Consider the following 13,292-nt stretch of genomic DNA (forward strand, 5'->3'; position numbering starts at 1 on the left):
ACACTAGTCAATAGAACAAACAAAAGTCCAAGCCTGCAAACTCTTACCAGAGGCTGAAAATATGTATATTTTGAAAGTCGTAAACGGCCAGCTCCATGCCGCCCTAAGCCCTCGCTGCAAACAGCATCGAGCCATGCCTATTCGTTTCAGGTCGCGCTCACAAGCCCTCATCGCCATTGAACATCTCTCTGAACCTGTATTGCGAAACGGCGCTTTTTCCAGCCGATACCAGGTTGACTGCCACATGATAGCTCAAGGCGAATTCAAAGGTGCTTTAGAAGCCAGGTCGGCAGAAGCATTTGGGCAAGCGCTTTGTGCTTATCAAAAAGAGCGGGTGATTTACCTATTAGAAAAGTTCGTGGTGAATCTCAAACGCCACTTCGTTAAATACCATCAATACCAAGATATGCCGCATGATCTCAATCAGCTGGACATTCATTTCATTGAACACGATAAGTTTTTTTTGGTGCATAGCGCCAACCAAGAATTGCTGGTGATCGCTTCTTATGGGTTGAGCCTAAAGGAAGCCAGCGAACTCGTAATATCATGATTTGAGGTGAAATTTTGGATTTGTACATCGCCGAAAAACCAGATGTGGGTAAGCACATTGCATCTGTGATTAATCCTAACTCCCAATCCAAACAAGGCTATATCGATTGCGGAAACAATCAAATCGTCACGTGGTGTATTGGACATCTACTGGCTTTAGCTGATCCAGAGGACTTCAACGAAGCCTACTCGAAATGGAACCTGGCTGATTTGCCGATGCAGTGGCCGGTGAAATACAAACCTAATCCAAACACCAAATCACAGTTAAACGTCGTCCTTAGGCTGCTGAAAAAAGCCACCAGGATATTTTCTTGTACTGATATCGATGCGGCAGGTCAGGCAATTGCGGACGAAATTTTTGAGTATGCTGGGATCGACAAAAATAACGTCGTGAGGATTTTGATTAATGACAACAATCCGAGCAAGATTGCTAAAGCCCTTGAGCCACGCCATCAACGCCCAAACGGTGAATTTCATGGCCTGTATTTGCAAGAGTTGTCCCGCGCTGTAGCCGATCAACGCTGTGGTTATAACCTCACTAGACTGCTTACCTGTCAGGGCCAGTCACAAGGCTATGTGGGAAAAACTCTCAATGTAGGGCGTGTTCAAGCGGCAATAAATGGTTTAGTGGTGAGGAGGGAGCGAGAGCGTGATTCTCATCAAAAGCAGCATTATTATCACATTAATGGCACTTTCGCTTCCGCTGGTGGCGAAATTAAAGCTCGCTTTCAGCCTGATGACCATCACTGGATTGAACTCGATTCGAAAGGACGCATTGCCAACAGTCAGCAGGCCCAAACTATTGCCCGTTCATTGCATGGCCGGCCTGCCACAATTACAGAAATTACCCGCAAGAACACATCAGATTCTCCGCCGCTACCCTACGATTTGCTTTCGCTACAGGTCGACTGTGCGCGCTATTATGGTATGCAACCCGATGAGGTTTTGACTTTGACGCAAATGCTTCGTGAAAGTCCCTATTACGCCATTACTTACAATCGATCTGATTGTCGATACATTCCCGAAGAATGCTTTGCAGAGGCACCAGAAATTATTGAAAAACTTGGTCAGTTGGACATGTTCGCGCCATTGGTCAGTCAAACAGACACCACTAGGAAAACACGGGCATTCAACTCATCTAAGACGGGAGCGCACGGAGCTATCACACCGACAGGCAGCATAACCGGGTGGGACAGGATGCCAGATGACGCCAAAGCGGTATTTTTACTTATAGCGAGAAATTACTTGCTCCAATTTTTTGAAAATCGTCAGCGCCGCGTCACTGACTACGCTGTAACGGTTAATTGTGACAAAGATATTGAGCACCGTTTTACTGGTCGGGCTCAGAAAGTCATCGTGCCGGGATGGTCTAGCGTGTTTTGCAATGACGCTGATTCGGAAGAGGCCCAACTAGATGATCTTAGCCAACTCGACTCGGAACTCTTGTCAGAAGGGCAGACAATTCAACATTCCATGGTCGAAGCAAAGGCATTAGAAACGAAGCCTCCAGCATCTTACAGCATTACTACGCTGTTACGGGATTTAAAATCAACGGCCAAATACATTTCAGATCCGAAAATCAAACAGTGGATGTTGGAGAAAGATAAGGGCAAAGACGAGCAAGGGGGTATTGGTACCGCCGCCACGCGGTCAGACATACTCAAAGGTCTGTTTGATACCAAGAGCTTGCAGGTGACAAATAAGAAAATCACCCCGACAGAGAAAGGTTATATGCTGTATGACCTTTTACCTTCGATATCCAGCCCAGAAACAACGGCGATTTGGAGTCACTATTTTAAGCAGATAAACTCATTGGACATGACGCCTGAGCAATTCTGGTCCGAGATAGACCGATTTATTGAATCGGAAGTGGCCAGGGTTAAAAAGCATGGACTCACAATACCGGATAACATGCTCAAGCAGCGTTCTGCAGCCGTCGGTAACAACGCTGAGCAAGCCAAGCCATTATCCGGAACCTGTCCTAAATGCAAAAGCAAAGCACTTAGGGTTAACGGCCGATTTGGTCACTTCTGGGCCTGTCAAAACAAAGAGTCTTGCAAGGCAAACTTCAGTGACCTCGCTGGCCAGTTGTTTTACAGGCGATGTCCAAAATGCAAAAACGACTTGAGAATTTCTAAAGGAAAACGCAAAAACGCTAAACCATTTATATCGTGTAGTGGTTTCCCGCAGTGTGACTTTAAGGACACGATTTAATTTTCAAACAGAGTAGTATAAGGAACATATTGATTGTTAACGCTATCTGTAAGGTTTGGGAATAGTTTGTTTAGGAAAAATCTGGATGAGTTATGAACTAGTCATCAAGTCAAGTAAAGCTATTGAAACTCAGCTTTCAAATCTTGGTGCTCGCGGAAAAGGTTTGCATGAGAAGGTAACGAGCATCGAAACGCAATTGGATTCGACTTTGGTAACCGAGATTCGACGTTTGGCAACGATGCGAAACAAATTAATCCACGAAGAGGATTACGAATTCTCGGTTAGTGATGAGATCGAATTTGAGCACTTAGCTGAATTGATCACTGATCAACTTGAAAGAAGTCAGACAACTCAACCAATTCTAGACCAGATTCACGTCGGGAAACGGTTGGGGACTCTGTGCCGTTCGTGCGACCGCGATGTCACGCCACGTATGGTGTTTGATGCGGGCGTCCCCACAAGATCGTATTGTCCACACTGCGGCAGTTTAATTAAGGACTTTAACTATACGTGGTTTGGAGAGACGTTCTACAACTTGTATCTTGCTTGGCCAATGCTTTCGAGAGTGCTTTGGAAAGGCATAAAGGTTGTCGGTATTTCTTTCCTCGCTCTGATCGCGTTAATCATTGCGCTAAATTTGACGAAGTAAATCGGTTGTCTGAGAAACTAAAAACTTGTGTGAAGGCCGGGTCGTAGATTGGATGGGTTATAAAGCCGTAGTAAAGAATGACAAGCAGGAACAGATCGAATCATTCCTGCTTGGTATATCCTATTTATGAGCTATAAGGACGGTCGGATAAAATTCGCGCTAGGCCTTTTATGACTTTCCACAGCACATAAATAGCGGTTATTGCGATAATAAAGTACCCAACGACAAAAAGTATCGTCGCCATACCGATGAGGGTGAGCACTAGAGCAATGAAAAATGTCTTCGTTATATTGCTGTAGTGATCTTCAAAGATTGAACCTTTTGCATCACCTTTCTTGACTAGACCCCAGAAACCGCCAATCAGGAATAGAATTCCGGTAAAGTAACCAAAGAGCATCAAAAGGTAGGCAATGATGGCATGCGTTTTGGCCGACTTATCTTGTTCTGACAGTTGTGCGGGTAGCGTTTGAGCTTCACTCATTTGTTATTCCTTCTATTAAAAATTCCTATTGGTATGCCATCTTCTTTATACAAACGAATTGTATATGTTGAAAGTGTTTTTTAATGCAATTCAGGCATATCTGTGAACACCATTGCAACGAAGCTATGACCTTAATATCTAAAGCACTTTTTGATATTTTTGATGATTAATTAGCACCGCATTTTTGGCAAAAACAAACGAGACCAATCGAAAGTAAAACCGTTAATAACCGTGACGATGAATTAGAACGGTTTTAATGATGACACGACGAATACTCTCAATAGCGGTAGCAACGTTATTGACAGCCTGCCAGTCGACAGCGCCAATCCAGGAAGAGGTTTCTGAAACAAGCCCTGTTCAGGAAGAGCAGGAATACCCACAGGTTGAATTTGCCAAACTGAATGTGGTGCAGGGCTCTCAAACCCTAACTGCAGCCAACAAATTGGCTGATGAATTGGGCATTGAGTTTGTCGAGTGGGCAAAAGAACTCAATCCATACGATTATTACCAGCTCCGGTCAAAACGAATTACTCTGGATTTCGACAATCCGCAAAGTGCGTACCTAGAGTTATTTGATCGCTCTGGACTTCTACCTATCTATCAGGCCAGTACCAATACGGTGACCATTTACCCATTCTCGTTGAACGAAAGGGTATCCGCGCCGCATATCTTTACACCCCAGTTTGCTCGCTCTCAAGCGCAGCAGAAGCAATTGCAAAAACAGTATGAAACTGATTTGGCGAGAAATAATAAGGTTCTGGAATACCACTACTATCAGGGCTTTACGGTAAAAGACACCATTGATGCATGGGCAGAACATGCAAACTTAAACGGGGTAATCTGGTTTTTAGATGATCCTGTCTACTCAAGGTTTTTGAACGCCAAACTGCAAAAATCTGACTTCAATGTTGGCAGCACACCGATGGAAGTAATGACCAAGTTCATCGAAGACGAAAAACGGCGCCAAAGTCAGTCGGGACTGAATGTGTCACTGGTGGTCGAGCAATCCAGCAACAAGTTAATTGTCCACCCATATTCACGCAAAGAGATCGTCAAATCATTCGAAATTCAACCTGGTTCGGTGCGTCACAATTTGTCACGTATCGCCGATTTTTACGATTACACACTGAAATATCGTGGTGCCAATTTTGAGGTGCCAACGGGATACACCACCGTTCTCACCAGTTTTGTTCGTAACTCCGTTCAGGCCGTAGTGAACCAATATCCCATTTCAATTGAAGTCGTGGACTCTACGAAAGAAATCATCGCAAGAGGCAATTGATGAATCATAACAACTGCAAGCTTACAGCATTATGCTGCGCACTAGCCTTAGCAGGTTGCGCCCAGCAAACCGTCAAGTCCGGCCCTATACAGGGTGCCATGAACCAGCCTCAACTCGATGAAGTTGTATTGGTAGAAGCTACCAAACCGGCCAGCCCGACCACGACTCCAATCCGAAAAACAATGGATCGCAAGATCCATCAGGTAGAAGTAGTGCAAAAGGTGCCAGAGGCTCCGGTCGATACTCGTGCAGTCACGCTGGATCGAACACCCAGCAAATCAAAACTGATCGGCACTAACTGGCAAATGGAAGGCAACCTCTATACCGTCCGTCAATTTAAACTCGTTGCCGGCGAGACGTTTGGTGAAACGTTGAATAAGTGGCTGGCGATGGAAGGCTATCACAACATCCGTTCTGAGTTGGTGAAGCGAGAAAAATCCATTCTCAACCGAAAAATAGCCGAGTCCGATTCGTATTACTCGAGTTTTCCAGAAGCAATTGAATCATTGGCCCAGGTGGCCGCTACACAACGCATTAATTACGACCGGGAATCACCAAGAGAATATCAATTGTATATCTCGCTGGACAAAGGGAATCTGGCCGCGACAATTTATAGTGTCACCCCAACCCTCACTATCCATCAGACTGGTTACCGAACCGCTGCGCAGTCTGAACAGCACAATTTCTATCTTTTCCGAGGCGAAAAATTTGAGGCGGCGTTATACCGCTGGGTGAATAAGGCTGGATATGAAAGGTTCGGCACGTTACTCACCCCGGAAGCTAAACAGGTACTTGGCCAACAATCACCAAGCAGTTTTACATTTAATGAGTCATTTGAAAAAGCCACAACCTTGCTTCTTACCAAGGCACGTCAGCAAGCGCGGGCATCTGACGACACTGAACGGCAGGGTTTTCTGACGGATGAGCAAAAGCGTGATTTGGAGCTGCATCTGACACTGAACGGCATCAAGAAAGAAGCCATATTAACCTCCACTAATCAACCCGTATCGATGTTTACCGTCGCACCTGGCTCATTACGCGACAATTTCCTGCGCTTAACCCATGACTTCGGCTGGAAAGCTACTCAGAAAAACTATTTGGGTAAAGATTATCGCGTCACATTCAGTTACCCGATTGTCGCGGAGAAGGGCAACCTGAAAGCGGCGCTAAGCCTGCTGTTGGCCGACTATCCAAAATTGCGTGGTGGCATAGTGCCGTCAACACGTGAAGCCTATGTAATGACGGAGAAATAACGATGCGCCATATTTGGACGATTACAGCCATAGCGGTAGCGACCATCACAGGTTGCACCACAGCGACCCGCTACGATGATTTCAAATCAGTCAACGAGTCGACTCAACGTACCATTGACCAGACTTTAGATAGCGAGAAATACGAAAAAGTGTTGGTGCTGGAACGGCCACCACAACAAGTAGAAGAAATTAAGCCCAACAACAAACCAAGTTGGTACTACCAATCGACAAAGATTAACGCCAAAGACATGCCATTATCTCTGGTATTGAGAGAAATTGTCGGTAGGGATGTACAAATCAAGTATGGTCTGTCGGTAGATCCGGCAAAACTGACGTCTATTTTCCACGAAGGCACCAAAGAAGAAGCGTTGAATATCCTGGCGCTGAATGTGAATTACGGTTTGACCGTGGAACGGGATGTGATCAAGGTCGACAAGTTCATGACCAAATCATACTCGATCCCAACAACGGTAGGGGAGAACTCATTTCAGTTAGGTTCTTCTGGTACTGGGTCGAGTCAAACCAGTACCTCAGATGCCGCGACAGGTTCCATTTCCACCACAGGCGGCAATGATGGCCAGTTTGCTAATACGGTTACCAATAACTACAACCTGACGGATCAGATATACGGTGGCATCAATAAGATCCTGTCGGGTGAAGGGAATATCACCACAGGTGCGGGAGATCAGGCCACATTAGAGTCCTCTACTCGCAACACAAGCAATATGGTTCTTGGCTATGCTGAAGTCATCAAAGGGTTGTCGTCTATCGTCGTCCGGACCTCGCCAGCTATGATGCTGCTGGTCGATGATTATGTTGATTCAATGGTTAAGCAACTTAATCAAGAAGTGGAACTGGAAATCATGGTTCTGCAGTATCAACGCGACGAAGGCCTCAAGTTCGGGATAGATGCAGATATTAGCCGGGACACCGGTAAAGGTATTTTGTCGATAGGGGCAAAAACACCATCGTTTTCAGACGCATTGGAGGGAGTAGGGGTAGGCTTCAACGCTTATACCTCTGGGGTTTGGGCTGGCTCTAGCGTCTTAATCAATGCATTGCGACAAACTGGCAGTGTCAGTGTTCAAACTCAGCAAACCTTAAAAGCGACCAACCACCAAGTGCAGGAAATCGACCTCAGCACGATCACCGGTTACTACAAATCAGTGAAAACAAGCTTTGAAGGCGCAGATAAAGATGTGCCAATTACCACCATCATTACCGATGAAGTCCGGGATGGGGTAAAAATGTTTGCGGTGCCAAATATCCAGGCAGACAGAGTACACCTAAAACTTAATGGCGTGCTGTCCAAAGTCGTCAAGTTCGACAATCTGGAAATCAACGAACTAAAGCTGAAACAACCTCGGACACGTCAGTCCCGGTTCAATATGAGTGGTTCCTATGAGTACAACAAAACATTTGTTGTTACCCACATGCGGCAAACCACGAATGAATCGAATGAGACGGATTTAGTAGATATACAAATGGGCAACTCGGGTACCCAAAAGATTGTCGATACCCTAGTGATATTGACGCCTCGGCTCGTAAGTAAGATCTAAGGCGGCAATATGGAAATTCAGGTCCAGAGCGTTCAATTAGGTCAACGAACAGAGAAAGAAGTACTGACATTGATGCGAGCAGCTGTCAAAGCACGTTATGAATACGTGCTGACTCTGCACGAAACGTTAATACGATTCTCATCGCAAATCGAAGGCATAGTCAAACAGCAAGTCGTGCTGGAAAAAATCCTAGCGGAATATCAGGGTGAGCTTGAGAGCAGCAATTGGTTCATCCTATTAGAGCACCATTCAGATACCTGCGAGATTATCTCAATTAAACAAGGGATTATCCGCAGTATTGATGTTGTGCTTCACGAAAATCTGTCTAAGGAAAATTTAACCGGTAAAGCGGTATTCGCGGCAGATACGTTAGTAGATCTGATTGCTGACTGGGAACCACAACCAATTCCGGCAATAGACGATGCAGAATTTGCACATTCAAAGCATCGGTTGACTGAGAAATACGATCCAAAGTTAAAGCAAAAGCTGCAAGGCGCGGTACTAATGTCACTGGTCGGCGTGCTTGGTTGGATGCTTTACCCCGAAAGTGAACCTGAACACGTAGTGGTTCAAGAAGTGAAACCTAAAGTGGTACAAGAGCGCAAAATTCGTATGGATCGTTATTACGATTACAAAGCCGCTCTGGTGAATCGGATTGAATATAGCGAAGTCTATCCAGCAATAATGGCGGCAACACTGATGTCAGCCAAGTTACCCCAGGGATGGGAAATTGAAAAAGTCACAGCGTCCAATGATGCTGTGCAAGCTGAGATTCTTAACAATGGGGGCAGAACTAAGACCTTGAAACAATTTAGGGAATTCGATTCCTATCGAGAGTTCCTGAATATTGAGGGCCAATTTGGACTGTTTTCGTTTCCGGTCACACCGTCACAGTGGTTCAAATGGACGGCGCAAACGCTTGATTTCACTAACGTCCGTGACGATTTCATGGATGAAATGCTGATATTGGGTGGTCGAGTAAAGTCCAATCAACCGGAATATCACGAGATGTTCACGACCCAGCAGCTCAATGCCTCCTTCGAAAGTGTCTCAATGGTGTATCTGGATCTGTTGAATCAGTCATTCAGTAATAAACCCATTTTCATCGATTCAATGGTAGTGAAACCGCTACCGATAATAGCACCGCAAAACGTTTCAATAGAACTTACCGTAACTGTGGTGGGGAGATAAAACATGGCCATGTCAGAGTCAGACAAAAAGAAACTACCAATTTTGATCTCAGGTATCTGCCTGTCCGCCGGATTAGTTTACTACCAATTTTTCTACAAAGTAGCGCAAGTCCATCAACCGCAAATGTTGATACCTGTCGTGGAAGCGAAATCATTACCTATGGCCGAAGAAGTACTTGAGCCAACGCCAAGACCAATATTGTTGGGGGATGTCGCACCGCCGCCAGCCATCACACAAGAAACGTTGGAATATACTGACGCCAAGGGCAATCCAGTGAAGGCCATTTTAGAACCGGCGCCCATGGCGTTAAATACCAAACGGTCAGTTAACCTCTCGTCACAAGACATCGAGCTGATTCAACTCATGAGAGATAATCTGCAACTGGAATTGGAAAATGAGAATGAACGACTGAAAAACGAAAAAAACAAATTACGAAATCCAACACCAAGCCAGACAACCACTGTGACTGCCGGTAATCCCGGCCAACAGGTTCAGTCCAGTTCCAAAGGAAATGGCATGGCTGGTTTCACCGATATGGGAACAGTAGAGCCTGTGACCCTGTCACCAACGGTACCCAAGCGCCAGGTTGAGGAAGCGTTCGAACGAATTTCACTGTCAAGTATTACCATCGATAGCAATGCCAAGGAAACCATCAGTGCCTGGGTGAAAATTGATGGGACTTTGATTAAAGCAACACCGAACAAAGTGGTGGGCGACTTTCAATTCACAGAAGTCACGCCTGATTTCCTCCGCATCCGATACGTACCAAGCGGCGTGACCAAAAAACTGGGTCACAGCGGCTTCGCCTTGAACTAGGAGTCTGAGAGATGGGATTTGTAGTAGGGGTTTGTGCGGACGAGCGGCTAAAAAACCTTATCTGTGAACGCAGCGACTGTTATGTCAACGACGAAGGTGTTATTTGCGTTACAGACGAAAACGAAGAGGAATATAGCGATGTCGCCGACGTGCTACGCGACAGCACGACGGCATTTGGAGGTCATTATTTTGGTATAGAACCTAAATTTCGCCTTGTATCACCGGAAGAGATTCAGGACTCACTGATTAAGATCCGAAGCCACGGTCACAACCAAACGAATGGCGTCAAAGGTGGCGAAAATACCGAAGCTAAACAGCGACTTCAACGCTTATTAGAGTTGGCCATACAGCATAAAGCATCGGACATCCATTTACGTTTGGTCGAAGACAGAAACGAAACGGAAATCAGTTACCGCCGGGATGGTGAGTTCCTCAAACTCATGGAAAATCAGCCCCTAGAGTATGGTATGACTCTGTGTTTTTACGCTGCAGTAACGCTGGGGCAAAAGCAAAACCTGTCGATGACCACTCAAACAGATGCCACGTTTCTCATTGATACCGAAGTCAGTCAAAAACTCTCTAATGGCAATTCGAAGCGCTTTTCTAAACTGACGAAATGGCGCTTGAGCCAGATTAAGATCGATGATGGCTCTAAAATAACGATCAGGAACTTAGAGACAGGCAGTGGCGACTTGCCCGATTTGGATGCGCTAGGTTTGTCCAAGGGGCATGCTCAGTCTTTTGTCGACTGCGTGAATGCAGCTCAGGGCGCGATTTTAATGTCCGGTCCTACGGGTTCCGGTAAAACCACCACGATTAACTGCGCACTCAAGACAATAAAAGAAACGCGAGTGGTTCACTCACTAGAAGATCCGGTGGAGTTTAACCGACCAGGACGAAACCATTTCTCGACAGCGGTTAACCCAGATTACATTGATACTAAAACAAAACAGCATACCAAGTCGTTTGAGCACTACGGCAAAGTGCTATTGCGGCACGATACGGATGCACTTTACTTTGGTGAGGTGAGGGACAAAAAAGCCGCTGCCCAATTTATGCGTTTGGCAACGACTGGTCAGGTCATGGTTGGTACCATCCACTGCAACTCAAGCCTGTCGATTATTACCACGGTGGCTGAGCAGTTAGACGTACCAATCACGCAATTGGCCGCGCCTGGCATCATCAAAGCGCTGGCTCACCAACGATTAGTTCGTACCCTGTGTCCAAAATGCAAAATTCCTCACTCTCAGGCACACAAGTTTGTAAAGCAAGACGAGAGCTTGCGGGAAGCTTTGGCCGCTGTCGAAACAATTTCGGATCAAGAAGAGAAACCAGACTGGCTCGCCAATGTGCATTACCGACGCAACTGGGGAACATGCTCAGAGTGTTCAGGCCGAGGCGAAGTTGGCCGAACGGCGTTGTTTGAGATGATCCTGATTGATGAAAAAGGTCGTGAGTTCATTCGACACTTGCAACTGAACGAATGGGAGCAGTACCTGACATCGATGGGCTGGCCCTCACTGAGAGATCATGCGCTATCGAAATTGTCGGCGGGAATTCTCGATTACCGTTCCATTATTGAACAGGTCGATGGATTGGTTAAGCAAGATCTTAAAGAAGCCTTTGCCGCGATGAGAGAGGGTTAACCAATGGAATTGAGTATTTTTGATCTGATCACTGTCAAGTTAACGGGTGCGAAAGACAAGGCTCAGATGATTGAAGAGATGGGGAGGCTGCTCCAGCAGGACATGCCCCTTACCGACGTTGCCCGCGATTTTGAAACCTTTGGCTCAACATTGGAAAAAATGGTAGGAAAGCGCCTGCGTATCGCCAGCGACAACGGTATCGCAATTCACCTAGCGTTTGAGGGCATCATTAGTGATACCGCATTCGAAACGATGAAAGCCGGTGAAGCAGCGGGGGACATGGTTGAAGCCTTTGATAAGACCAAGATTGCGATACAAAATAGCGAAGGCCTATTCGGGATGTTATTGATGTCTTTTGTCATTCCGATCCTGAAATTTTTGGCTCTTGCGTTGGCAATCGGTTTTTTGGGTGAGTACATCTTCTCGATGTTGAAGGACTTATCGCCTTATGGCCGATGGCCAGGTTTATCTCAAGTCTTCTATGGTTATGTGTCATTCATCTACCAGAATTGGGTAGCGATCATAGGCAGTGTGGTCGGATTGTTCGTAACGGTTCATCTCGTGAAGTCCAAGATGACAGGCGGATTGAGAAACTACATAGATGTGCTGCCCTTTTTCAAACAATACCGCCTCCTAACGGCAGGGGCGACGCTCAATGCGCTGGCAACGCTGATTCACTCAGATATTGCTCTGCTCAAAGCGATTGAAATTCTCCAGTCTAAGGCCGAGCCATACAGTAAATGGCACCTGGGTATGATTGAGCTGAACATACAGAAAGCTCGCTCTGGGGGTAGTTTGGGCCAGATGCTAGATACCGGGCTAATAAATGAGCGTGAGGTTAACCGCTTGAGCCGGACAATCTCAGATAACGAGCTCGGTGATCGCATCATGCACTCCTCTGATGAACATAACTACTTACTTAAAAAACAGACCGAACGAATCAACTATTGGATGAAGATTGCGTTCATGGTGCTGTTATTTAGTCACATCATTTTGCTGTTCGCATCGGTGATGTTTCTCATCTTGTCCATTCAAACAAATTAACCGCATTTCTGGCAAAAACTGAAACGCCAACTCTTATGGGTTGAGCGTTTATTTATCGACACGACTATTTGTTCCAAAGGAAAAAACAATGTCAAACAAGAAACAAATTTCTAATCGCAAAAAGGGTCTCACCATAGTTGAGGTAGGTTTAGCTATTGTCGGTGGTATTGTTGTCACGATCCTCGGTACGATGGCCTGGTCTGAAGTATCGTTCCGACTCGACAAAAATGAGTTAGTCAGTCAGGTAACCGAAATCAACGCCGGCGCAGATACTTGGAAAGGCTTTAAATCCAACTTCACTGGCTTATCGATGTCGGTTCTCTGTGCCGCTGGGCAGCAGAGTGTCAGTGCCAAAACCTGTGGCGGTATAGGCGGTTCAGGTACCAACACCAACGCCTATGGCGGTAATTTTGTTCTCGCAGCAGGCAGTAACCTGTCTCAAAAATCTCTCCAGATCACCGGTCTACCTTCCGAGCGAATTAACGAACTGGCCGACAGTTTGGCACCCATGACGGCAAATCAGTGTTCAGCTGCTTCTGGTTGTCCTTCGCTAACAACATCGGGCACCACCATCACCTTGACGTTGTAATGCCCAATGAACAAAAGAT

General features: G+C 46.0%; 12 protein-coding genes. 11 read left to right on the plus strand and 1 reads right to left on the minus strand.

The genetic code is table 11. The features are described from left to right. Window positions 1-61: 61 nt before the first annotated feature. The 3 genes from ACQY6F_RS16365 (at window position 62) to ACQY6F_RS16375 (ending at window position 3,412) form a co-directional block, all read left to right on the plus strand. The gene (locus tag ACQY6F_RS16365) at window positions 62-550 is read left to right on the plus strand and encodes a hypothetical protein (protein ID WP_428775936.1); all 489 of its coding nucleotides are present in this window, start codon (window positions 62-64) and stop codon (window positions 548-550) included. Window positions 551-564: 14 nt separating this feature from the next. Continuing rightward, complete coding sequence (locus ACQY6F_RS16370) at window positions 565-2,763, plus strand: DNA topoisomerase (RefSeq protein ID WP_428775937.1); 2,199 nt, start codon at window positions 565-567, stop codon at window positions 2,761-2,763. A gap of 85 nt (window positions 2,764-2,848) precedes the next feature. Next, window positions 2,849-3,412 carry a hypothetical protein gene (locus ACQY6F_RS16375; protein WP_428775939.1) on the plus strand — a complete coding sequence of 188 codons (564 nt, stop codon included), beginning with the start codon at window positions 2,849-2,851 and terminating at the stop codon, window positions 3,410-3,412. Between the two features lie 124 nt (window positions 3,413-3,536). On the opposite strand, the gene ACQY6F_RS16380 is transcribed toward ACQY6F_RS16375, so the two are convergent. Further along, a complete protein-coding gene (locus tag ACQY6F_RS16380) occupies window positions 3,537-3,893 on the minus strand; it encodes a hypothetical protein (protein ID WP_428775941.1) in 357 nt (118 codons plus the stop codon). 256 nt (window positions 3,894-4,149) lie between these two features. On the opposite strand from ACQY6F_RS16380, the gene ACQY6F_RS16385 reads away from it, so the two are divergent. From ACQY6F_RS16385 to ACQY6F_RS16420, 8 genes are all read left to right on the plus strand, one after another. After that, complete coding sequence (locus ACQY6F_RS16385) at window positions 4,150-5,175, plus strand: hypothetical protein (protein ID WP_428775943.1); 1,026 nt, start codon at window positions 4,150-4,152, stop codon at window positions 5,173-5,175. A gap of 98 nt (window positions 5,176-5,273) precedes the next feature. Beyond that, on the plus strand, window positions 5,274-6,428 hold the full coding sequence (locus tag ACQY6F_RS16390; protein WP_428775944.1) for a hypothetical protein: 1,155 nt from the start codon (window positions 5,274-5,276) through the stop codon (window positions 6,426-6,428). Window positions 6,429-6,430: 2 nt separating this feature from the next. Beyond that, window positions 6,431-7,987 (plus strand): hypothetical protein, encoded by a 1,557-nt coding sequence (locus ACQY6F_RS16395; protein ID WP_428775945.1) that lies wholly within the window; start codon window positions 6,431-6,433, stop codon window positions 7,985-7,987. A gap of 9 nt (window positions 7,988-7,996) precedes the next feature. Then, the gene (locus ACQY6F_RS16400; RefSeq protein WP_428775947.1) at window positions 7,997-9,178 is read left to right on the plus strand and encodes a hypothetical protein; all 1,182 of its coding nucleotides are present in this window, start codon (window positions 7,997-7,999) and stop codon (window positions 9,176-9,178) included. A 3-nt stretch (window positions 9,179-9,181) separates the two neighbouring features. After that, entirely contained in the window at window positions 9,182-9,994 is an 813-nt protein-coding gene (locus ACQY6F_RS16405) for a hypothetical protein (protein ID WP_428775949.1), read from the plus strand. An 11-nt stretch (window positions 9,995-10,005) separates the two neighbouring features. Next, the gene (locus ACQY6F_RS16410; protein WP_428775951.1) at window positions 10,006-11,640 is read left to right on the plus strand and encodes a GspE/PulE family protein; all 1,635 of its coding nucleotides are present in this window, start codon (window positions 10,006-10,008) and stop codon (window positions 11,638-11,640) included. 3 nt (window positions 11,641-11,643) lie between these two features. Continuing rightward, complete coding sequence (locus ACQY6F_RS16415) at window positions 11,644-12,684, plus strand: hypothetical protein (protein ID WP_428775952.1); 1,041 nt, start codon at window positions 11,644-11,646, stop codon at window positions 12,682-12,684. A gap of 88 nt (window positions 12,685-12,772) precedes the next feature. After that, window positions 12,773-13,273, plus strand: coding sequence for a hypothetical protein (locus ACQY6F_RS16420; RefSeq protein WP_428775954.1), 501 nt, complete (start codon window positions 12,773-12,775; stop codon window positions 13,271-13,273). The last annotated feature ends 19 nt before the right edge of the window (window positions 13,274-13,292 follow it).

The organism is Vibrio sp., from assembly GCF_050299255.1.
GTDB lineage: Bacteria > Pseudomonadota > Gammaproteobacteria > Enterobacterales > Vibrionaceae > Vibrio.

Bases quoted from the DNA above. Each gene is read 5' to 3' on its own strand.
- ACQY6F_RS16365 (WP_428775936.1), top strand. From the start codon at position 62: ATGTATATTTTGAAAGTCGTAAACGGCCAGCTCCATGCCGCCCTAAGC.
- ACQY6F_RS16375 (WP_428775939.1), top strand. From the start codon at position 2,849: ATGAGTTATGAACTAGTCATCAAGTCAAGTAAAGCTATTGAAACTCAG.
- ACQY6F_RS16380 (WP_428775941.1), bottom strand. From the start codon at position 3,893: ATGAGTGAAGCTCAAACGCTACCCGCACAACTGTCAGAACAAGATAAG.
- ACQY6F_RS16385 (WP_428775943.1), top strand. From the start codon at position 4,150: ATGATGACACGACGAATACTCTCAATAGCGGTAGCAACGTTATTGACA.
- ACQY6F_RS16390 (WP_428775944.1), top strand. From the start codon at position 5,274: ATGAACCAGCCTCAACTCGATGAAGTTGTATTGGTAGAAGCTACCAAA.
- ACQY6F_RS16395 (WP_428775945.1), top strand. From the start codon at position 6,431: ATGCGCCATATTTGGACGATTACAGCCATAGCGGTAGCGACCATCACA.
- ACQY6F_RS16400 (WP_428775947.1), top strand. From the start codon at position 7,997: ATGGAAATTCAGGTCCAGAGCGTTCAATTAGGTCAACGAACAGAGAAA.
- ACQY6F_RS16405 (WP_428775949.1), top strand. From the start codon at position 9,182: ATGGCCATGTCAGAGTCAGACAAAAAGAAACTACCAATTTTGATCTCA.
- ACQY6F_RS16410 (WP_428775951.1), top strand. From the start codon at position 10,006: ATGGGATTTGTAGTAGGGGTTTGTGCGGACGAGCGGCTAAAAAACCTT.
- ACQY6F_RS16415 (WP_428775952.1), top strand. From the start codon at position 11,644: ATGGAATTGAGTATTTTTGATCTGATCACTGTCAAGTTAACGGGTGCG.
- ACQY6F_RS16420 (WP_428775954.1), top strand. From the start codon at position 12,773: ATGTCAAACAAGAAACAAATTTCTAATCGCAAAAAGGGTCTCACCATA.